General features: G+C 68.6%; 15 protein-coding genes and 1 pseudogene. 2 read left to right on the top strand and 14 right to left on the bottom strand.

Features of this window, described 5'->3' with window-relative positions; genetic code table 11:
* Positions 1–505 precede the first annotated feature (505 nt).
* A protein-coding gene (locus DVK44_RS16630; RefSeq protein WP_114658164.1) for an IS5 family transposase occupies positions 506–1386 on the bottom strand; the annotation gives its coding sequence in 2 pieces (ribosomal slippage) (positions 506–1026 and positions 1026–1386; 882 coding nt in all).
* A gap of 119 nt (positions 1387–1505) precedes the next feature.
* Between DVK44_RS16630 and DVK44_RS16625 the strand changes: the two genes are divergently transcribed.
* On the top strand, positions 1506–1808 hold the full coding sequence (locus DVK44_RS16625) for a hypothetical protein (RefSeq protein ID WP_114660380.1): 303 nt from the start codon (positions 1506–1508) through the stop codon (positions 1806–1808).
* On the opposite strand, the gene DVK44_RS16620 is transcribed toward DVK44_RS16625, so the two are convergent.
* The 5 genes from DVK44_RS16620 to DVK44_RS36375 form a co-directional block, all read right to left on the bottom strand.
* Positions 1774–3708 (bottom strand): ABC transporter ATP-binding protein, encoded by a 1935-nt coding sequence (locus DVK44_RS16620; protein WP_228447189.1) that lies wholly within the window; start codon positions 3706–3708, stop codon positions 1774–1776. The genes DVK44_RS16625 and DVK44_RS16620 overlap by 35 nt on opposite strands.
* A 99-nt stretch (positions 3709–3807) precedes the next feature.
* The gene (locus DVK44_RS16615; RefSeq protein ID WP_114660378.1) at positions 3808–4557 is read right to left on the bottom strand and encodes a lasso peptide biosynthesis B2 protein; all 750 of its coding nucleotides are present in this window, start codon (positions 4555–4557) and stop codon (positions 3808–3810) included.
* The gene (locus DVK44_RS36385) at positions 4551–6281 is read right to left on the bottom strand and encodes an asparagine synthase-related protein (RefSeq protein ID WP_269439642.1); all 1731 of its coding nucleotides are present in this window, start codon (positions 6279–6281) and stop codon (positions 4551–4553) included. Before DVK44_RS36385 ends, DVK44_RS16615 begins: the two co-directional genes overlap by 7 nt.
* A 99-nt stretch (positions 6282–6380) precedes the next feature.
* The gene (locus DVK44_RS36380; protein WP_162793871.1) at positions 6381–6530 is read right to left on the bottom strand and encodes a hypothetical protein; all 150 of its coding nucleotides are present in this window, start codon (positions 6528–6530) and stop codon (positions 6381–6383) included.
* Between the two features lie 56 nt (positions 6531–6586).
* Entirely contained in the window at positions 6587–6733 is a 147-nt protein-coding gene (locus DVK44_RS36375; RefSeq protein ID WP_162793869.1) for a hypothetical protein, read from the bottom strand.
* A gap of 735 nt (positions 6734–7468) precedes the next feature.
* On the opposite strand from DVK44_RS36375, the gene DVK44_RS16600 reads away from it, so the two are divergent.
* The gene (locus DVK44_RS16600; RefSeq protein ID WP_162793867.1) at positions 7469–8395 is read left to right on the top strand and encodes a transcriptional regulator; all 927 of its coding nucleotides are present in this window, start codon (positions 7469–7471) and stop codon (positions 8393–8395) included.
* Positions 8396–8941: 546 nt separating this feature from the next.
* Here the strand turns inward: DVK44_RS16600 and DVK44_RS16595 are convergent.
* The 8 genes and pseudogenes from DVK44_RS16595 to DVK44_RS16555 form a co-directional block, all read right to left on the bottom strand.
* Entirely contained in the window at positions 8942–9364 is a 423-nt protein-coding gene (locus tag DVK44_RS16595) for a hypothetical protein (RefSeq protein ID WP_114660375.1), read from the bottom strand.
* Between the two features lie 92 nt (positions 9365–9456).
* Positions 9457–9801, bottom strand: a pseudogene (locus DVK44_RS37115) (cytochrome c biogenesis CcdA family protein); the annotation flags it as partial.
* Between the two features lie 38 nt (positions 9802–9839).
* On the bottom strand, positions 9840–10439 hold the full coding sequence (locus DVK44_RS16585) for a TlpA family protein disulfide reductase (RefSeq protein WP_114660374.1): 600 nt from the start codon (positions 10437–10439) through the stop codon (positions 9840–9842).
* Positions 10440–10913: 474 nt separating this feature from the next.
* The gene (mobF, locus tag DVK44_RS16580) at positions 10914–15338 is read right to left on the bottom strand and encodes a MobF family relaxase (protein ID WP_228447187.1); all 4425 of its coding nucleotides are present in this window, start codon (positions 15336–15338) and stop codon (positions 10914–10916) included.
* 1459 nt (positions 15339–16797) lie between these two features.
* Entirely contained in the window at positions 16798–17502 is a 705-nt protein-coding gene (locus DVK44_RS16570) for a hypothetical protein (RefSeq protein ID WP_114660372.1), read from the bottom strand.
* Positions 17499–17786: a DUF6211 family protein gene (locus DVK44_RS16565; RefSeq protein ID WP_114660371.1), complete on the bottom strand. Its 288-nt coding sequence runs from the start codon at positions 17784–17786 to the stop codon at positions 17499–17501. The genes DVK44_RS16570 and DVK44_RS16565 overlap by 4 nt, the downstream gene beginning before the upstream one ends.
* A gap of 227 nt (positions 17787–18013) precedes the next feature.
* Positions 18014–18550, bottom strand: coding sequence for a GNAT family N-acetyltransferase (locus tag DVK44_RS16560; RefSeq protein WP_114660370.1), 537 nt, complete (start codon positions 18548–18550; stop codon positions 18014–18016).
* An 89-nt stretch (positions 18551–18639) separates the two neighbouring features.
* On the bottom strand, positions 18640–19095 hold the full coding sequence (locus DVK44_RS16555) for a MarR family transcriptional regulator (protein ID WP_114660369.1): 456 nt from the start codon (positions 19093–19095) through the stop codon (positions 18640–18642).
* Between the last annotated feature and the right edge of the window lie 107 nt (positions 19096–19202).

The following is a 19202-nucleotide window of genomic DNA, read 5'->3' as shown; positions in this document are numbered from 1 at the left end:
CCCGCGCGCGAAGCATGGCACCCCGCGCCGGGATGCACCCTCCTGGAACACGACTTCGCTCGTCTCGTCTGACCTTTCCTCAGGCGGGACGAGCCTGCGCAGGGCCGCTACCGAAGGAAGTGCCGGGCCAACGGCGCCTTCCGTGGCGAGCGCTCGCCACGTACCGCCGGGCCCCCTATCCACCCGGCGGCAGGCGAGCCACCGGGCCGCCGTCGCCTCACCGCGGCGGCGGCCCCGGGCCCCCACCAACCTTGAGAGAGAGCTGTTTTGCCACCGGCACCGCCCTGGAACCCCCCGTACGAGATACGGCCGGCCACCCACGACGATGCGGAGGATCTCGCCCAGCTCATGGACGCGCGGCAGAGCTGGCTGCGGGAACGGGGCTTCCCCGTCAGCCGGGACCATGCGCTTCTGGGGCTGATCGGGCAGTCGCCGAAGGGCCCACAGGTGATGCTCCTCCTGGAGGACGGCACGCTGCTCGGCGCCCTAGGTCCTGTCCGGCGGATCACTGGCGGAGCCAGAGTCGGATCGCGGCGGCGGTGACGGTGCCGTGGAAGACGTAGGCCCGCTTGTCGTAACGAGTGGCGACCGCGCGGGAGTTCTTGAGCCGGTTGATGGTCCGCTCGACCTCGTTGCGGCGCCGGTAGCGGTCGCGGTCGAAGCCGGCGGGTCTGCCACCGCTGCTGCCTCTGCGTTGGCGGTTGGCCCGCTGGTCCTTCGGTTCCGGGATCGTGTGCCGGATGTGGCGTCTTCGCAGGTAGCGGCGGTTTCGGCGGGAGCTGTATGCCTTGTCGCCGCTGACGTGGTCGGGCCTGGTTCGGGGGCGTCCGCCCCGTGGCCGGGGGACCCGGATTCGGTCCAGGACCTCGACCATCTGCGGGGCGTCGCCCCACTGACCCGGCGTGAGCAGGAGGGCCATGGGGCGGCAACCGCCTTCGCCGGCGAGGTGGATCTTGCAGGTCAGGCCGCCCCGGGACCGTCCGAGTCCCTCGTCGGGGCGGTGGTGCCGGGGCGTCGTCCTTTTTTCGGGATCCGCGGACGGGCCTTGCGGGCGCCGGCCGCGTGCTGATGGGCCCGGCAGGACGTCGAGTCGATGCCGATCATCGACCAGTCGATCCGCCCGGCCAGGTCGGCGTCGGCCTGGACCGCGTGCAGGATCCGGTCCCAGGTACCGTCCGCCGACCAGCGGCGATGCCGTTCATAGACGGTCTTCCACGAGCCATAGCGTTCCGGCAGGTCACGCCACGGGACACCGGTCCGGACCCGGAAGAGGATCCCGTTGACCACGGTGCGGTGGTCGTTCCACCGGCCGCCCCGGCCACCCAGAGATGGCAGATGCGGCTCCAGCAACGACCACTCGCGGTTCATCAAATCCCCCCGACCCATACCCGAACCAACGAGCGACCGGTCAGAAGGTCACATGATCCGCCGGACAGGACCTAGTCCTCGTCGACCGGACCCCTGCCATTCCCGGCTGGACCGCGGCGGAGCGGGCGGAGCGCGCGATGACCGTCATGCTGCTCTACACGCACGCCGCGCCTCGCTATCGCAGTGATCACCTCGGCCGGCTCATGACATGGGCGATCAGCGACCGCGTGGCGCGGCTGCATCCCGAAGTTCAGTGGATCCGTTGCCTCGTACGCAGCCGCGCGGTCATGGAGCTGTTCCGGGACCGTGACGGATGGGAACCGGTCCGTACGACGCAGGACTCGACGTTCGCCACGGTCCATCTCATGCAACGCCGGCCGGAGGCGAAGGATGGCCTGCGGGCGCTCATCGCGAGCCCGGCGCTGCAAGCACGGACCTGACGTCCTCCTCCTGGTCGTCGCTCTGAAGCCGGTGGAGTTCGTCGAAGAGTCCGTCGGCGCGGAGCAGTTCCCGGTACGTTCCGGATTCGATGATGCGGCCTTTGTCCATGACGATGACGCGGTCGGCAACGCGGGCGTTGGCCAAGCGGTGGGTGATGAACAGGGCGGTGCTGCCTGCGGCCAGGGTCCGGAGCCGGCTGAAGATCTGGTGTTCGGCCCGGGCATCGAGCGCGGCGGTGGGCTCGTCGAGGATGTGTACGGGGGCGGAACGGTGGAAGGCTCGCGCGATGGCGAGGCGTTGCCACTGTCCGCCGGACAGGTCGTGGCCGCCCCACCAGGACCGGGCGAGTGAGGTGTCCAGCCCCGCCGGCAGCCCGCTGATCGCCGCGGTGGCGCCGGCGGCGTCCGCTGCGGCATGAACGTCGGTGTCCCCGCCGGGCCTGGGGGTGCCCAGGGTGATGTTCTCCCGTACGGTCAGCGGCCAGCGCGTGTAGTCCTGCGGGACCATCGCGAGCCGCGCCCACACCGTGGCCGGGTCGGCGTCCGCGAGGTCGGTTCCGTCCCAAGTGACCGTCCCGGACGTGGGCAGGTACAGGCCGGTCAGCAGGTGGGCCAGGGTGGTCTTGCCGGATCCGTTCTCGCCGACGAGCGCGATGACCTCGCCGCGCTTGATGTCCAGGTCGATGCCGTTGACGGCCGGCGTGGTGGTGCCTGGGTAGGTGAAGGACAGGTCGCGGGTGCTGATGATGTCCGGTCCGGCGTCCGGGACCGCGCAGGTGCCGCGGCGGGAGCGGTGTGTACGGGCCTGCGTGAGGAAGGCGGTCCAGTCCTCCAGGTACAGGCTCGTGCGGAAGAGCCGGGCACCCGCGGTCGTCATGCCGGCGAGCGCCCCGTTGGAGGTCCGCAGTGCGAACAGCGCCGTCCCCGCGGCGGCGAGCGCGATCTGTCCGCCGGCGACAAGCCCGGCCAGCGCCGCCCACGCGGCGGCCATCGCGAGTGCCGACAGGGCGTCTCCGGCAAGCTGGGCGCCGAGGGCGCGCAGCGCGGCGGTCAGGCTCTCCTTCTCCAGCCGGTCGGAGACCTGCCCGTACCGGCGCGCGAGGAAGCCACCCATTCCACAGGCCCTGATCTCCGCCGCGGTGCTGCGGTCGGTGCAGTAGTTGCGCAGCAGCGACCGCAACCGGCGGTCGGAGAGCGTGGCGTGCGCGGTCGCGTGCTGGATCCGCGCCGCCTTCACCGCGGCCCAGCCCCGTGGCACGGCGGCGAGCAGCAACAGGGCCAGAAGCAGCGGGTGCAGCGCGCTCAGGACGACGACTGCCGCGGTCATCTGTGCCAGGGAGGCGATGAGGGACTGGGTGTCGGCGACGAGGTCGCGTGTCGACTCGGCGCCGCGGCCGGCGGCTTCGAGGTTGTCCTCGAAGCCGGGGTGTTCGTAGGCGGACAGCTCCACGGCAGCGGCTGCCGCGAGGACTTCGAGGTCGGCTTCGCGCGCGCAGCGCGGCCCGAGGCGGGCGGCGGCGGCCCGGGATCCGGCGTCGGCCAGTGCCGCGCCGGCGAGACAGAGCGCCACGATCACGGTGTCCGGGATGGTGGCGGTGATCAGGGGGCGTACGGTCCGGCCGTCGGTGAAGGCGGCCAGGATGTCCAGGAGGCTGCCGATCACGCGGGTCGTCGTCGCGAGGGCGAGGGCGGCGAGGACGGCGTTGACGCTCTGGGCGCCGAGCATGCCGAGCAGGGCGCGGCGGTCGGCCCGCCATCCCAGCCGTACGGTCTCGCGCAGGGCGGCGGGCAGCCGTCGCGCCATCGCCGCGGTGCCCGCGGCGGCTGCCGCCGTATCGTGCGGATCGCTCTTGAGTCGCATCTCCGGCGCGGCGCCGGGAGCGGGTTTCTGTGCTGTCACCCGATCTGGTGTACGGGCAGGGGGAGTTGGCGCGCACCGGGTTTCCTGCCGCCTCCGCGCGAAGAGGCAGGTGACCGGTTCAGGCGGTCGACATGGCTCCTATTTTTTCACTCGTTCGGGTGAAGTTGTGGCGATCACGGGAACCCAGGGCCGTATCGGGTTGTCGTGATCGAGGCCGTCGAGACCGAGCGCTCCACCGCCGGGCAGGACCACCCAGGCGTGGGCCTCGTTGGGCAGGGGCCGGGCGCCGAGCACCCAGTAGACCCGGCGCCCGCAGAGCGCCGCGGCGATCACGGTGGCGAGAGAGACTTCCATGCAGGCGAGGCGGCCAGGCCACCACGTGGGCCGGACCGTCCGTACGGCGCGGTGCAGAAGGTCCGCGTGGGCGGGCCGCGCGGCGGGCAGGCGTCTCAGCAGTCCCAGAGCGCGGAGAAGGTACCGCAGGGGCAGCCGTACCACGGTTGCGGAGACGGCCAGCGCTGCCGCCGCCAGTATCCGGACCGGTAGTGGCGGGACCTTGCTGCCCGGCTCAAGGGGAGTGGTCCACCCGTTCGCGTCGCACGGTCCGGCCGCCGCCGGACGCTTGGCGGCCGGACCGTGTTCGGTGAGCAGGCCCTCGGCGGTCAGCCGTTCCACGATGTGTGCGACCGCGGCCTCGACCTGGCCGCGTTCGTATCCGTGGGCGCACAGCTCGTTCACCAGAGCGGGCAGGGTGCCGGCGCGAGCGGCGTCCCAGATACGGCAGGTGTCCGTGTCCAGCCACGACCAGCGGCCTGTCGACTCCGCCAGCGCGGCGGTGACGCCATGCCCGATACCGCGACGATGCACCCCGGACGGAACAGTCAGCATGCGGTACCTCCATCGGTCAGCCACCAGGTGGCGGCGACGAACTGATCCAGGGCCGCAAGGGGCGCCGTGGCATCGCCCGCGGCAGCCGCGTTCAGCGCCCCGGTCACCGCGCCCGGGTCCAGCAGCCCCGTCTCGGTGAGCGGACTGGACAGGATCAGCCCCGAGAGCATGTCCCGGTTGGCCCGCAGCCCGGACACCAGCAGGGGTGTGAAGTTCCCTTTCGACTGCCGGTCCGTCAGCCAGAGCGGCAGGTCCGGGCGCGCCGCGCCGAGCAACGGCTTGTATGCGCCGGTCCGGCGCCGCTCGTGCGCGGGAATCGACAGGCAGGCCCGCACAACGCTGTTGTCGAGAAAGGGATGCGCGGGGTTGACCCCGAGCACGTCGTACAGGGGAACCTCGTCGCGTGCGGCACTCCCGTTGAACCGCAGCGCCGCCCAGTCCTCCCAGCGCCCGGCATCCGCGTCCGGGTACGCCTGCGCGGACTCCTCCAGCAGGTCGGCCACCGTCCGGCGGCCCCGGGGAGTCAGCCAGGACGCGGCGGGCCCGGTCCGGCACCACCCCCAGACCTTCGGCGCCTGCGCGGTCTGTCCGGCCCGCAGGTCCGCGGCAGCACGGAGCAGAGCAGCGCCGCGCCCGCCGGCACGGGCCGCGGTTTTGACTGCTTGCCACACCGGGCCGGGCGCCAGGTTCTGCCGCCGCGCCCACAGCGTCGTTTCTTTCCTGGCTCTCCGGCGGTGACCGCGCTGAACCATGGAGATGAATGCGGCGCTCGAAGAATCCAGGACCACGTCCCCGCCGTGCCCGGTCAGGTGCACCGGCGAGAACCCGGCTGCGGGAGCGAGGTAGTCCGCGTCCATGCCCGCACCGGCCGCGGACAGCACCGGTCCGTACGTGGCGGCCGGCGGGTGCCGGGAGAAGTACCAGGTATGCGAGCCCCCCGGGGAGACGATGTGTTCGACGCCGGCCAGTTCGGCAACTCGTACGGCCAACCTCGCGTCCTCCGGGTCGGCAAGGTCCCCGCCATAGGTCACCGCCCGTACCGGCCGCCTCTCCGCGGCCGTCATGGCCACCGTGGACGAGTCCAGACCGCCGGACAGGTCCACGCTCACCCGCTCGCCGAGCGACGCGTACCCCTCGATCGCCTCCCGCAGAGCCCGGCCGACGTCCTCGGCCCCCTCGGGAATGGTCCGGTCCGCGCGCAGACCGCGGATGTCGACCAGTTCGTACTCCTCGCCGGTGAGCAGCAGGCCGTACCCGCCCGGCACTTCCCTCACTCCGTGGAACAGCGACCGGTCCGGCCAGTGTTGCTGTCCGCCCATGGTGATCTGCGCGGCCAGCAACCCGAGATCGGGACCGGCACCGAGGGCGGCGGCCGGCAACTGCGCCCGGGACGCCCACACCGGACCGGCTCCGGTCCGCGCGACGAACACGCCCCGCACCCCGGCCAGATCACCAGCCACAAAGACGGTGTCCGGGCTGCACGCCACCACCCAGTACGAACCGGGCCACCGTGTCAGCACCTCCCACCGCCCGGCCCGCACCGCCTTCAGCCCCACGCTGAGATCCCGTACCGACGCCCGGCACTGCCCAAAGACCGCTACGGCCGCACCGGCCTCGGCGACCGCCCGCACCGGCGTATCAGCCCCCCGGCGTACCCCCGCGCACGCCTCCACAGCTACCGCCCCGGGCACTTCGGCCAGCCCCGGGCCGCCCGCCACCCACATGCCTTTCACTACACCCCTCCAGAATGATCAATACATGACAAACGGCGCGGTGCACCACGTGGTGCACCGCGCCGCCGCTACCTCAGATCACGTCCGCGCTCAGCAGGTGCCCTCGAAGTAGTTCGACTTGTCGGAGTCGTTCGCGTTCAGCCGGCCGAGCGTGACGTCGGCTACCGGGGCCGTCGCCATGGTCGGCGCGAACACCGGGCGGTCCTGGTCGCTCGTGATGACCTCGTGAATCTCGTTCATGTCTGCCTCCAAGCAGCTCAAGTGACGGATGGATCAGAACTCAGCGGCAAGCCCGCTCAGTCACCCCAGAAGTTCGCCTGGTCCTTGAAGCCCTCCGTCCTCGCGCCGAGCGTGACGTCGGCCACCGGGGCCGTCGCCATGGTCGGCGCGAACACCGGAGCCGTACGCTCGACCGCAGCGCCCGCGGTATCGGTGGGCGGCATACCAACCTCCTGAGACGAATCGCGCGTCCGGCGGACCGTTCCGCCGAGGCATCACCAGATCACCAGAGTCCGCACCCGACCGGAACCCGGCGAGCCCCGGCGAACCTCGGCGCTCGCCCGGCGCGCGACCGGCGCGGCCCCGGCGAATTACGGCGAAAAACTCGAAGCCGCTTCTGCCGCACAAGACGGCTCATACGCTGGAGAATTCGACAGCGTCTGGAGGCGTCCCATGGGCAGGCCCCCGATCGACCGGCGGCCCAACGAGCGGCTGGAGTACTGGCTCACCCGCTCGGGACTCTCCAACGCGGAACTCGCCGCCGCGGTGACCGCGAGGGCCGGCCGCCGCGGAGTGAAGGGCGTCAACCCGGACGAGAGCCGCACCCGGCGATGGCTCTCCGGCGAGACACCCCGAGCCCCCGTCCCCGACCTCATCACCGAAATCCTCAGCGAGAGCACGGGCCTGGCACTCACGCGGGAAGAACTCGGCTTCCCCAGCACCGTATCCGTGGACAGCCCGGAGCTGCCCTGGCAGTCCAGCAGCACCATTGAAGCCATCGCGCATCTCACCCGATCGAGATCATGCTGCCTCACACACGCGACAGCCCTGAGGCCGCGCATGTCCACAGCGCGGAACGCCTCCTCAAGCCCCTGCGCCGGTGGCCTTCCGCCGCTCCTTCCGAATTGGTCGGGCGCCCCGTCGATCACGCGCCGTCCGGGCGCGTCGGCAGGAAAGAAGTGGAGGGGATCCGAGCCGTCACCGAAATGTTCCGCGACGCCGACAACCGCCACGGCGGCGCGCTCTCCCGCAGAGCCGTCATCGCGCAGATGGCCGACGCGACCGCCACCCTCGACTCCTGCTCGTACACCGAAGCCACCGGCCGCGAGCTGTTCTCCGCCATCGCCGACCTCGGCAGCGTGGCCGGCTGGATGACCTTCGACGCAGGCATGCACAAGAGCGCACAGAAACTCTTCATCACCGCCCTGCACGCGGCATCCGAAGGCGGGGACAAAGCCGTCGGCGCCCACATCCTCCAGTGCATGGCCCGCCAGATGTCCCACCTCGCACACTACGAAGACGCCCTCGACCTCGTCGCGCTCGCCCAGTACGGCGGGCACCGGCAGATCTCACCGGCCACCAAGTCCATGCTCGCCGCCCTCGAAGCCCGCTTCCACGCCATCCTCGGACACCTCGACGACAGCGAACGCGCCGCCGGGCAGGCCGAAGAACTCTTCACCCTGATCAACCCCGACGACGAGCCACCCCACATGACGTTCTTCGACGCCGCCGAACTCTCCGCCACCATCGGAATCGCCCACCAGATCGCCGCGCGAAAGAGCCCAGAACCCCACCGGAACCGCCGAGCGGACAAGTCCCTCAACCTCCTTGGCCACGCCCTCAGCCTGCGCCCCGAGCACCGCGTACGGTCCAAAGCGTTCGATCACCTCGGCCTTGCCCGCACTCACCTCGCCGTCGGCGAGATCAGTGGCGCCCACCAGGAGACCCAGATGGCGCTGACCCTGTTCGGCACGATCAGCTCCAAACGCGTCGCGGACCGCCTCACCGAACTCCACGACGAAGCGGCCGAGTTCTCCAAAGTCAGCGAGGCCGCCGACCTGCGCAACCAGATCGCGGAAGCCGTCGCAAGGTCAGCCGGATATTAGATGCATCGAATTACGCAGCGTCACCTCTTCATCTGGAGGCGAGGCTCGGACAGCCGAAGCTGCACGTCAGGAGTGGTCGCCCGCCAAGCGGTCGAGGATGGCGCTGACAAACGCATCCAGGTGCCTCAGCCACCGCCTCGGCGCCACCCGGTCCGCTGACCGCATCGTTGTTCCTGACGGCGGGGATTCCGTGAGAAAGGCGCTCACGACATCCTTGGCAGTGCCAGGGGGACCTATGCCACTACGTGGCGTGCGCAGAAAGATGCCCCCGCTGGCGAAACGGCTTGAGTCACTGAGCCCCAAGGCGGAGCAACGCTTCGGCTGGGACTCAGCACCATTTAACGGATTGTGGAGAGCCGCCGTTCCATGACGAGAGGGCGGTGACGTTACGTCAAGCCCGGAGGTGAGCGAGGCCGGCTCGGTGGCGCCGCCCGTTGCCGAACCGTCGGCAGAAAAGGTTCCGAATCTCAGCACAGTTGGGGGCACCGCGACCGTCCCTGTTGAGTCTATTGCCTGTCCTCCTCGGCGCTCAGCAGTTGGCCTCGGTCAGAGTTTCAACGGCCCGTAGGTGCCGTTCTCGAAGGTGAAGACGGTCGGCTCAGAGTCGTACTGCTCGCGGAAGTATCCGCCGTAACCGGGCTCTTCGACGTAGGGCGCGAGCAGGTCAAGGATCGTGACCAGCTCGCCCATCTCGTCGTCCTTCCAGTAGTTGCGGCTGAACAGTCCCCATGAGTAGAGCTCCCGGCCGGCTGCGAAGCCTCGGGACTGACGCCGGAGAGACGCGAAGTCTCCTCCGGGCAAGCGGCCGTCCGGGTCCGGTGCCAGCACTGGGAACGTGTGCTCGTCCGCGTTGAGCCCGCTCGGGCGCTCGGGGACCATGTCGAGGTGCCAACGCAGGGCTTCCAGCACCGTGTCGGGGGTGCTGTCCCGGAGGAAGCAGGTGAAGACGACTTCAAAGTGGAGGCTCACGAGGCCGCATTCTGCCCGGCGTGACTGACAGGCCAGAGGACCGCGGTGCTAAGGACCGATGATCACCATGGGGCTTTCAAGGCATTGGAGAGCGTCCCGCCGATCCCGAACAAAGCCCCAAGCAAAGGGGCGCCCGCGAGTCCGGACACGGGCCGCGCTTGTGGATACGAAATTCGCGCTGAGTCATCCAAGGCATGAGTCCCATGTAGAAAACGCCCAGCAAAATCGTGAGCACACGAAGGGCCTTCGTAAGTATTTCCCGGTGTTCTTGGAGTGTGGAGCCAAAGAACCCGAACAGTGCACCGCCAGAGACGAAAACAGCGGTAAAACCAACCACAACGAGAGAAGCACCAGCCACCATCCGGCCGCGCCGGGCTTCCGCCAGCAAATACACAGATGGGCAGCGCAAGGAGAAGTGCGCCGCCGAGAACTGTCACATTTTCGCCGGCGACTGCGGCAATGGTTTGCACGAGATTTACTTCTCCACGATCAACGGGTCAATCATCTTACGGAGATCCTCTTCGCCGAGCGCCCTCAGCGCACGGGCTGCAATCCGCCCGTCCCGATCAAGGACGATAGTGGAGGGAATAGCCTGCGGATTCAGGGTTCCCTTAGGGAAACCGCTCAAGATAACCTTGCCGATCGGGTCGTACAGGCTCGGATACTCTACATTGTAATCTTTCTCAAAAGAAATGGCCTTCTGTTGATTGTCATTGCCGGTGTTGATCCCAACAAACTCGACGCCCTCGGACTTGAGCTCCTTGGCAACCTTCACGAAACGAGGAGCCTCGGCACGACAGGGTGGGCACCATGAGCCCCAGACATTCATCACGACGACTTTCCCTTTCAGGTCTGCGACATCAATCTTCTCTCCCTGTAGGGTTACGCCCTTGATTTCACTAGGGGACCGTCGCTTCTCCTCGGGGACCGTCGAGACTCCACCGGCACCGGCTACATAGTTCGTTTGACCGTTACCCCCGGAAGTACCACCGTTGCTGCAGCCGGTCAGGGCTAGCATGCCTGCAGTAACTAGTGCCGCCAGCGGAACAACACGGGACGCACAGTTGGGACTCATGTGAAAAGTTTCGCATGACCCTTTCAGTGAGCTTCCCCCCCGTTAGGCTCTCGTGGTCCTGCAAGAGCACCGGAGCCTGTATGCCTCCACGGGCACCCCCGCACCGTCCGGTTCCGGCCGATCTCCTCCTGCGACCAGTTCACGGAGATGATCGGCCGCATCAGCGGCGCCAATCACCGCAAAGCAGGACAGGCTCGCGAACTCGTTCCTCATCAGGTTGCGCTTGCTGCAGAACTGGGAGCCGCCTTGTACGAGCGGGTGGCGTTTCTGTACGAGCCGTGCCCCGTGCATACTGGCCCGTCACGCCCGCGACCCCTGGCCGTGCCACGACCTGCGTGACCTTGCCTCGCCCTACACCGGCCACCCTGACTTTCCCTCACGGGCCTGAAGCAGCGCAGCGCACGAACAGGAAGCCCCGCGAGGCCGCGTGGTGGACCAAACCACACCCACTGAAGATCATTTACGGGACAGGTCTTAGACAGGCGGTGCGTCCTGAGCGGGGTCCGGTGACGCACTGAGCAGCGTGTGATCCACCGTCGTGTGGTCGGCGTACGAAGACTCGGGCTGCGGAGTCGCGACCTCTTCCGCATCAGCACGCAGATGGGCACTCTGGGCTCGCAGAGCCGTCTCCTTCTGGAGGCTGGTCGCTCGGTAAACGCTGCCTTGAGCAGTGCTACGTGCCTTGGTCGCCTCGGCTCGGAGCTGCTTGGACGCCTGGTAGTCCTTCTCCTTGGCACCTCGCAGGAGCGCGGCCTTCTCCCGCTCCTGCAAGTCGGCTTCGGTGAGCGCTGCTTCGTGCTCACCGATTGGTCCGGCCTGCTGCGCAACCTCCTGGAGCCGTGCGTTTCCCTGCTCCAACTTCCGTCCGGTCTCCCCGCACGTACGAAGCAGTTCCTCACGCTCTGCCTCGACCGCGGCCCGCTCGTCCCCTCGCAGCGCCTGGCGCCCGAAGCGGCCGGTCGCGGCGAGCTGCCGTTCGAGTCCTTCGAGATGGGCCTGTGCGCTGTGCAGTCGGGCAGTGCGTTCGATGATCGTGCTGTTCAGCGCTTGAACTTCGCGGATTGCCTCGGCGCGGCCGGCCACGGCCTGGTGCCGGTCGTGGAGCGCAAGCGTGTTCGGACCGGCCCCGGCGGAGGCTTGCTGTTCGGCACGATCGGCAGCGGCCTCGGCCTTCTCGGCCGCCGTGGTGGTGGCGCGCGCAGCCGTGGCAGCCTTGCGTGCGGCGTCACGCAGAGCCGAGTTGTTGAGGTGAGCGTACGGGCGATCGGCCGTCGGCGCGGTTTCCGAGGATGCGGCCATCTCAGTGGGCCGCTCGGTGTCTGCCGGGGCGGGCTGGCCCTCGTACTCCGGAACCTTTTCGGAGGTGTCCGTGTCACAGGGGCCGTAGCCGCCGGGGGCACTCGGGGTCGGAAGATTCGCTACGGCCCGGCGGACGTGGGCGGGGACGGCGCTCTTCGGGAGTTCGGTGAGGATCATGCGTTCCTCGGTGCCGTTCTCGATCGCGCGGATGAGGCCCGCGACAGCGCGGTCGAGTTGTTCCTGCTCGGTGAGCGCGTCGCCAGCGCGTGCGCGGTCGGCGTCCGTCTCGTACACGGACAGCGGGAGGAAGAGGTGGGACTCCTTCTTGTCACGGCTCATCATCGTGTAGAGCGCGTTCGCCTGCGCGCCGGGACCGTAGACCAGGGCCTCCTGGACGCTCAGGCCCTGGGACTTGTGGCCGGTGATCGCGTATCCGAGGCTGAGTCCGCCCTGCGCGATGTAGTCGGCATCGACCCATTCGGCGACGTCGCGGTGGCCGTCGGCAGTCTTTTCGCGCCACTCGACCAGCACCCGGCGTTCCTCGTCCACGGCTCGTACGATTCCGCGGTAGCCGTTCAGCACGTCCTCATGCTCGCCACGGCTTCGCTTGCCCCGGTAGTCGTTGGCCCGAAGGAGAACCTGGTCGCCGACGGACAGCGTCAGTTCGCCGCCGCCGGGCAGGGCGTAGACGTGTTCCGGGCCGGTGAGGTCCCCGCTCACCTTCCGCAGGGCCCGGGCGCCGAGGTTCAGTTCCTCCACGATTTCGTTAGTGGCGGCCATCATGAGGAGCTGCCGCGCCGCGGTGTGGTCGTCGGTGTGCGCGGCGCGCTTGTCGGCCCAGACGGTGAGCATCGCGGCGAGTGTGGCGTCCTTGTCCGCGAGGGCGTGCACGCGGCCGGTGCCGGCGAAGGTACGGAGCGCTTCCACGCGGTGGTCGTCGCGCCACAGCTCCAGTGCCCGGCGCTCGACCGCGTCCTTCTGCCGGAAGTTCTGGCTGAGGGTAAGGCCGCCGACGATGTGGTGGACGGCGGCGAAGCTGCCGCCGATGCCGGGCGAGTGCAGCTGCTTCGGGTCACCGATACCGACGACTTTCGTGCCGGTCGTCGCGGCGTGGGTGAGGAGTTCGGCGATGTCGCGGTCGTCGCACATCGCGGCCTCGTCCACGACCAGCACGTCAATGCCCTTGAGGCCGACGCCGCCGTTGCGGATGCCGGTGAGCCAGGACGCGAGGGTACGGGACTCGATGCCGGCCTCGGCCTTGAGGTTCGCGGTGGCGACGGCGGCCGTGCTCGCTCCGGCGACGACGAACCCGTGGGCCTCCCACGCCTGCCGGGCGGTAGCCATGATCGTGGTCTTGCCTGCTCCGGCGATGCCCACCACGGCGTCGATTCCGTGCCCGGCCGTGAGTAGCCGTTCGAGGACGGCGCGTTGTTCGGAGGAGAACGTGAAGGTGCCGCCGTGCTGGGCTTCGACGGTGGACAGAGTCATGGCGAGCGTGTCGCGGCTGACGACGGCGGCCTGTGTGTCGAGACGGCTCGTGGCCTCGGAGACGATGAGCGTCTCCGCCGCCACGATGTCCGCCGTCGTGTACCGGTCGGCGTGCGTGAAGTGCTGCGCTCCCTTGGGGTTCAGTTGGACCGCGTATCCGGCGTGGCGGAGGACCGAGTTGGTGAGCTGTTCGGCTTCCTCGGCGTTGGCGACTCCGTACGGGAGAGCGTCCAGCACGGCAGCGATCGCGGCGGCGTGGGTGAAGTCCTTGGAGTGGCTGGTCAGACCGGTCTTCGGGTCGAAGACCTGGGCGCACAGCTCGTCCAGGGAGGGGTTCTGGTCCGCTCGGTCCTGCTGCATCGCGCCGGCCGCGATGGCGTCGGGGTCGTCACCGGCGGCGCGGCCTTCGGCCTGCCAGTATCCGCGCAGTACGTCGTCCGCGACTCCGGCGGCTTCGCCGTTCTTCGCTGCCTTGGACGCGGTGGAGGCGGCGGTGCGCTCGCGGGTCGTGGCGCTGTCGTAGTCGATGCCCAGCTTGGTCAGCAGGTCACGGACCTGGCTGTCGCGCTTACTGAACAGGCGGATCGTCGCCTCGGGGATCGCCGCGATCTCCCATGCGCCGGTTCGCACTTCGCGCCGGAAGCTGATGCCGAACTGGTCGGTCAGCTCCCTGCGGATGCGGGCGTTCATGAGGGACTGGGTGGCGCGGGTGTGCCGGTGGAGGTCGCGGCCCCCGCCGGCCATCGTGGACCACTTACCGTCAGCGCCTTTGACCATGTTGGCGAGAGTGAAGTGCAGGTGGAAATGCGGGTCGCCGTACGGGGCACCGTCCACGGGCCGAGCCGCGCGGTGCACCATCATCCAGCCGGAGAACCCGCTCGTCCTCACGGTCTTCGCCTCGTCGCCGTCGCCGTGGCGACCGCGCATGCCGTACGCCGTCCACCGCTCCAGGGCGCTGATGGACTCGCGGCCGGCGGCGGTATAGATGCCCTCCACCTGGGCGGCGATCTCCTCGGGCGCGTAAGCGAGGAACGCGGACTTCGACTTCGCAAGGTCCAAGGTGACGTCGGCCCCGAAGTTGCCGACCTGCACGCGCCCTTCGAGGAGGGCCGCCTTGATCTCCTCGGCGTCCCACACGTCCTCCGGCGCGAGCCCTGCCCCCTTGGCCATGGCGACGGCTTCGCGTACGTCCATGGGCAGGTCCCGGAGGCGGCGTTCGCCCTCGCCCGCGGTCTGGCCATAACGGCGCTTCGCGGACGCGGAGGTGAACAGGTCCCCGGGCTGCCGCCCGGTCTCGGTGGCGCGGGCCTCGACAGCGCGCAGGAGTGCGCGGGCGTCGAGGCGGCCCCCCGCCTCGGCGGCCACGGCCCTCTCCAACGCGTCTTCGCCGTACAGGCCAACCGCGTCGATGCCGACCGCGTCGGCGAGCTTGAGCAGGGTGGAGGCCGGGACGCGGTGCGACTCCCCGAACCGCTTGAGCTGGCTCTCCATCCTGCGAAAGGCGTCCTGCTTCCGCTTGGAGTCCAGCAGGGTTACGGGGTCCACGCTGCGCTCGGCGGCGGCGCGGCGGATGGCACGGGCCAGCGGCGCGGCGGGGAGCTTCGCGGCCGGCGCGATGGCGAGCTTGGGCTCTACGAGGGTCTGCCCGGTCCGGGGGTCCTCACCGTGCATAAGGCGGCGAGCGGCCTGGAAGTGCTCCGGGGCGAGGACGCTGCCGGGGGTGATGCCGAACTCACTGAGACCGTTGCCGATCCACACCAAGGGGCGTTCGCTGGCGTCCAAGTGGTAGTCCACTTGCTCATCGGCGGCGGGTCGGGGAAGGGCCTGTTCGCCGTACAGGTCGCGTGCGTCGAGCCCGGCTGCGGCGGCGACTTCGACGGCGTCGAACCCGGTGAACCGCGCGGCACCCTTGGTGCGGATGAGCCCGCGGGCACGGAAGAAGGCGCGCTTGGCCTCGCGGTTGGCGAGCAAGGAGGCGACGGGGGTACCGGCTGCTTCGGCCTTGGCCTCGACGGCGGCGACGAGGGGAGCCGCGTCGACCGTGGTGGACTTCCCGCAGCCGTGACTGCCGGTCAGGCGGTACTCAACCTGCTCATCGGACGGGCCGATCATGGTCACCCACCCCATCGGCTCACCCACCCCCACACAGACTCAACCAAATTCGGTCATCTTGGCTGATTGTATCGTCACGAAGTGACGATACCTTGGTCCTACCAATTCAGACCGGTCACGCTGAGCAGCAAGGACTTCCTACACAACCGTGCTTACGAGGTTGCCAACGTCCACAACTGAGAGCATCGGCGCCTTGGAGACTGTTACCTCCGTTTCGACGGAAAGGTGAGCTCACCGATCCGGCGCGCTGTAACCTTCGGTCATGGATATGGGGAGCACCGAGCCACGGCTACAGCCCCGGCTTGTCCGCCTGCTCTTCCTCGAAACAGTCGCAGTTTCAGCGGCCTTGCACGTCGATACAGTCGAGATGTCCCTCAACCCCGGCTTCTTCAACGGGGAGCAGACTCGCCACAGTGAGCTTTCGAGACTTCTGACTGCCGATCGCGCCCTCGCAGAACTACGTTCGCTGGGCAAAGAGATCAGCGAAGCTGCAGTTCGGATTCTGTGTCTTCGTGGTCGCCTACTTGCCACCGCTGAGCGGGACACCAGGCTCCCGTGCATCGTCTTCGACCCGGAGGCCCGCCCCAGTTCACCAGCTCGGCCTGGGTGGTCTTGGGCCCGGCACACGACAGACGTCCTGGAGTACATCGCCAAGGACGGCACCACCGACTACGTCATGCGCTACAGCCAGGAACGTTCCTGGTCTGACGACGACCCGCTCCTCCTTGCCCAAGCGGCACTCTCGGAGATCACGAAACGGGTTCAGGCCGTCAGAAATGCTGCTCTGGCAGCTCTTGGGGCTCCGACGTACCGCTTCGCCGCGGGTGTCCCAGCGAACGAGACGTCGCCGTGCGGTGTTCTCCGGCTCGCTGCACCAATCGTTCCTGGTGCACCGAACGTCCGGTCATGGCCTCACAAAATGACCATGACCCTAGCTGCCTAGCCCTCGTCAGGGCGGCAGCCCTGTAGAGGACGGATTCATGCACCGGGACTTTCGCACGAGAGTGCTACTCATGGTGAGCGGGGGTTTTCTGTCGCTCACCGCGTCGTTAACTGCGGCGCTTCTCGCGTACATCACAGGTGGGGGTGGACTCCAGGCCCTGAGCTGGGGAGCTGGCACCTTCGTGGGATCGATGACGCTCGTACTCGGCGCGCTGACGATTCTGCTGTTCTGATGGGGGCGGTTTTCCCGCCCCCATCAGGTATTAAGCGGTCTGAGCATCCTGGGGTGGACCTCAAGGTTTTGGGGTCCACCCCAGGAGCAGGTTGGCAGCTGACCCCTATCGGATGAGCGGCCATTCGCCGAACGGGATGGGTGGCCGACCCGCCGCCCCTATGGCGGCCTCATCTGTTCCGCAGGTCGTGCAGATCTGTATGTCACGGCCGGTCGTCATCCGGGAACGCGCGGGCCGTTCACCGAGCGGGCCGCCGCAGCGCGGACAGCGGAGTTCAGGCACGGTTACGCGTCCTCGGTGTGATCGCGGGCGGACTTGAGGATCAGGTTCCAGACGGTGCGGGAGTAGGTCTTCTCCGTCTGCTCCTGGAGCTGGGGGATCAGTTCGGCGTTCTTCGCGCCGGGGTTCGCCGCGAGGGCCTGTCGGGCAAGGATCAGCCGCTCATCCCCTTGGTACGGGTAGGCCAGCCCGCGACGGCCCTTGGGGCGCCCGCCGGCATGTCCACGCCCCTTCCGTTCCGCGAGGTACTGCCACAGCCGCCATCGCTTCCACTTCGGGCGGCGCCGGGTCGGAAGCACGTCCCAGTCGTCCGGCTCCGGCCATCCCTCGGGCGGGTTCTTGACGTAGTGGGAGACGGTGGCGGAGTCGGCGAACCCGCACACCTTCGCCGCCTCTGCCGGGCCCACCAGGTCGTCGGGGTCGCCGTCGAGATTCGGGGCGTTCGTGGTGCTGGCGGCAGCACGCTGACGCTGGAACTCGTGATGCCATGTCGCCCACTCATCGCCGTCCCAGTGCATGACGCCGTCGATGGTCTCGGCAACGGCCGGGTGCCCGTTGGTCTCCCGACCGGTCCAGAGGTTCTGAAGCGTGGACTCGCTGATGCCGTGGACCTTGCGCAGGTCCGCGCGTGAGTAGAGCGTGCGGCCGGTCTTGCGGGACACGGTCGCCTCCTGTTCGTGGTCGGGGTCGTGACCGCTCGGCACGGTCATCGGATGTCCTCGGGGTGCGGGGCCGGCCCCCACGTACGGCTGCCGTCCGGTTCGATACGGGTGAGGGCGGAGATCTGGTCCACGGTGACGGCGGCGGCCCAGTCCTCGTGGCCACGGCGTCCGTCGGGTCGGTTGAGCACGACGTGCCCACCGTTCGGCCCGCTCGCCCCGCTTGGCGGGAAGTCCTCGACGATCACGAAGGTGTCGGCGCCGATGCTGTTACCGGGCCTGAGGCGGGCGAGGTCGCCCGGCCGGGGAGCGTCGGGGTGGTGGTCGCATAGCATGGCGGGGTCTTTCTGGTGAGAGAGACACTGACGGCCAGCGCCTTGTTGCCCTTGTGCGCTGGCCGTCGTCTTGTCTGTGGTGCGTACGTACTACCGCGCCGTCCGGAGGTTGCCCGCTCCGAGGACGACGAGAGAATTAAACCACCTTTATCGAGAGTGGCGGGTCGCCCATCGCCTCAGCACGGTTGATTCAGGCTCGGTCACCGCTACTTCGTGCGGACGGATCGCTAGTCGCCGAGGATCCGCTCCCACAGCAGCCCGTCCCGCCAGCTCCCGTCGAGAAGGATCGAGGAGTGGGCGACGCCGTACGGGCTGAATCCGTTGCGGCGCAGTACCCGCTGCGACGGCAGATTCTCCAGGTTGGTGGACGCCTCGGCGCGGTGCAGTCCGAGTTCGTCCGTCATCACCCTCAGTACGAGCCCAACGGCGCGCCCGGCGTGTCCTTGGTTCTGGGCGACGGTGGCGATCCAGTATCCGACGGAGCCGCGGCGCAGGTGCGGTTGCGGCAGGATGCCGCCGACGGTGATCTGTCCGATCACCTGGTCGTCGGCGGCGAGCACCACGCCGGGCCAGAGCGTGCCGGCCCAGTATCCGGCCAGCAGGCCGTCGATCCGTTCCTCTTGGCCTTCCGGGGTGAAGAAGTCGGCCGGCTGGGCCGGTTCCCACGCCCGGAAGGCGTCGACGTCCCGTGCCCGGTGCGCGGCGATCGGGGCGGCGTCGGTGGGCTCGATCAGACGGATCCTGGTGTTGCTGCTGGTGCGCATGGGCTGATCCTCGTCGCGACGCCTCGGTGGGACGGCCAGCGTCAGCGAGGGTGCACGCGCCGCCGCCTCCTAAGGCCGTCGGGTGGAGCCTAGTGGTGCCATGCCTCGCCTCCGACGTTGTGGATCATCCGTTGCAGCACCTTGAGGGTGATCAGGTACTCGTCATCCGTAATGCCGTCGTGGACCTGCTTCCGCATGGCCGTCTGGCGCTCGACGCACTGGCGATAGACGTCGGCTCCCCCGGCGGTCAGCTGGAGGCGGTTCTCGTTGTCGAGCGTGAGCAAGTGCCGGTCGAGGAGGGCGTCGATGTCTTTCAAGAGCGCGGTTCCCACATCCAAGTAGCCCTGTAGGACTGCCATCACTTCTTCGCGGGTACGGCCGTTCTCGCCGGTGGCCACCTGGTTCAGGATCCACCAGTGGGGCTGGGTGACATCTAACGATGCCAGCCCTGCGCGGATATTCGTGACGACCGCTTTGTGGGCGGCCCAGCTCCAGTAACCGATCGGCTGATTGATCAACTCGGTGTCGCTGTGCGAGTACTCCATCGTTCTGCCCTCACCATCTCGGGTCTTGGCCGGTGAGAACGAACGTAGAACCTCAACCGCGCATGAGGTCAACCGGCTGCGGGCATCCGGGCCGCCGGCCGGCACCT

The sequence above is a fragment of the Streptomyces paludis genome (genome assembly GCF_003344965.1).
Lineage (GTDB): Bacteria > Actinomycetota > Actinomycetes > Streptomycetales > Streptomycetaceae > Streptomyces > Streptomyces paludis.
This window is presented reverse-complemented; position numbering and strand designations above follow the sequence as displayed.

Coding starts and splice junctions, on each gene's coding strand:
- DVK44_RS16615 (WP_114660378.1), bottom strand. CDS start 4,557: ATGCTGACTGTTCCGTCCGGGGTGCATCGTCGCGGTATCGGGCATGGC.
- DVK44_RS36375 (WP_162793869.1), bottom strand. CDS start 6,733: ATGCCGCCCACCGATACCGCGGGCGCTGCGGTCGAGCGTACGGCTCCG.
- DVK44_RS16560 (WP_114660370.1), bottom strand. CDS start 18,550: ATGCGCACCAGCAGCAACACCAGGATCCGTCTGATCGAGCCCACCGAC.
- DVK44_RS36385 (WP_269439642.1), bottom strand. CDS start 6,281: ATGTGGGTGGCGGGCGGCCCGGGGCTGGCCGAAGTGCCCGGGGCGGTA.
- DVK44_RS16565 (WP_114660371.1), bottom strand. CDS start 17,786: ATGCTATGCGACCACCACCCCGACGCTCCCCGGCCGGGCGACCTCGCC.
- mobF (WP_228447187.1), bottom strand. CDS start 15,338: ATGATCGGCCCGTCCGATGAGCAGGTTGAGTACCGCCTGACCGGCAGT.
- DVK44_RS16625 (WP_114660380.1), top strand. CDS start 1,506: ATGACCGTCATGCTGCTCTACACGCACGCCGCGCCTCGCTATCGCAGT.
- DVK44_RS36380 (WP_162793871.1), bottom strand. CDS start 6,530: ATGAACGAGATTCACGAGGTCATCACGAGCGACCAGGACCGCCCGGTG.
- DVK44_RS16555 (WP_114660369.1), bottom strand. CDS start 19,095: ATGGAGTACTCGCACAGCGACACCGAGTTGATCAATCAGCCGATCGGT.
- DVK44_RS16585 (WP_114660374.1), bottom strand. CDS start 10,439: ATGAGTCCCAACTGTGCGTCCCGTGTTGTTCCGCTGGCGGCACTAGTT.
- DVK44_RS16570 (WP_114660372.1), bottom strand. CDS start 17,502: ATGACCGTGCCGAGCGGTCACGACCCCGACCACGAACAGGAGGCGACC.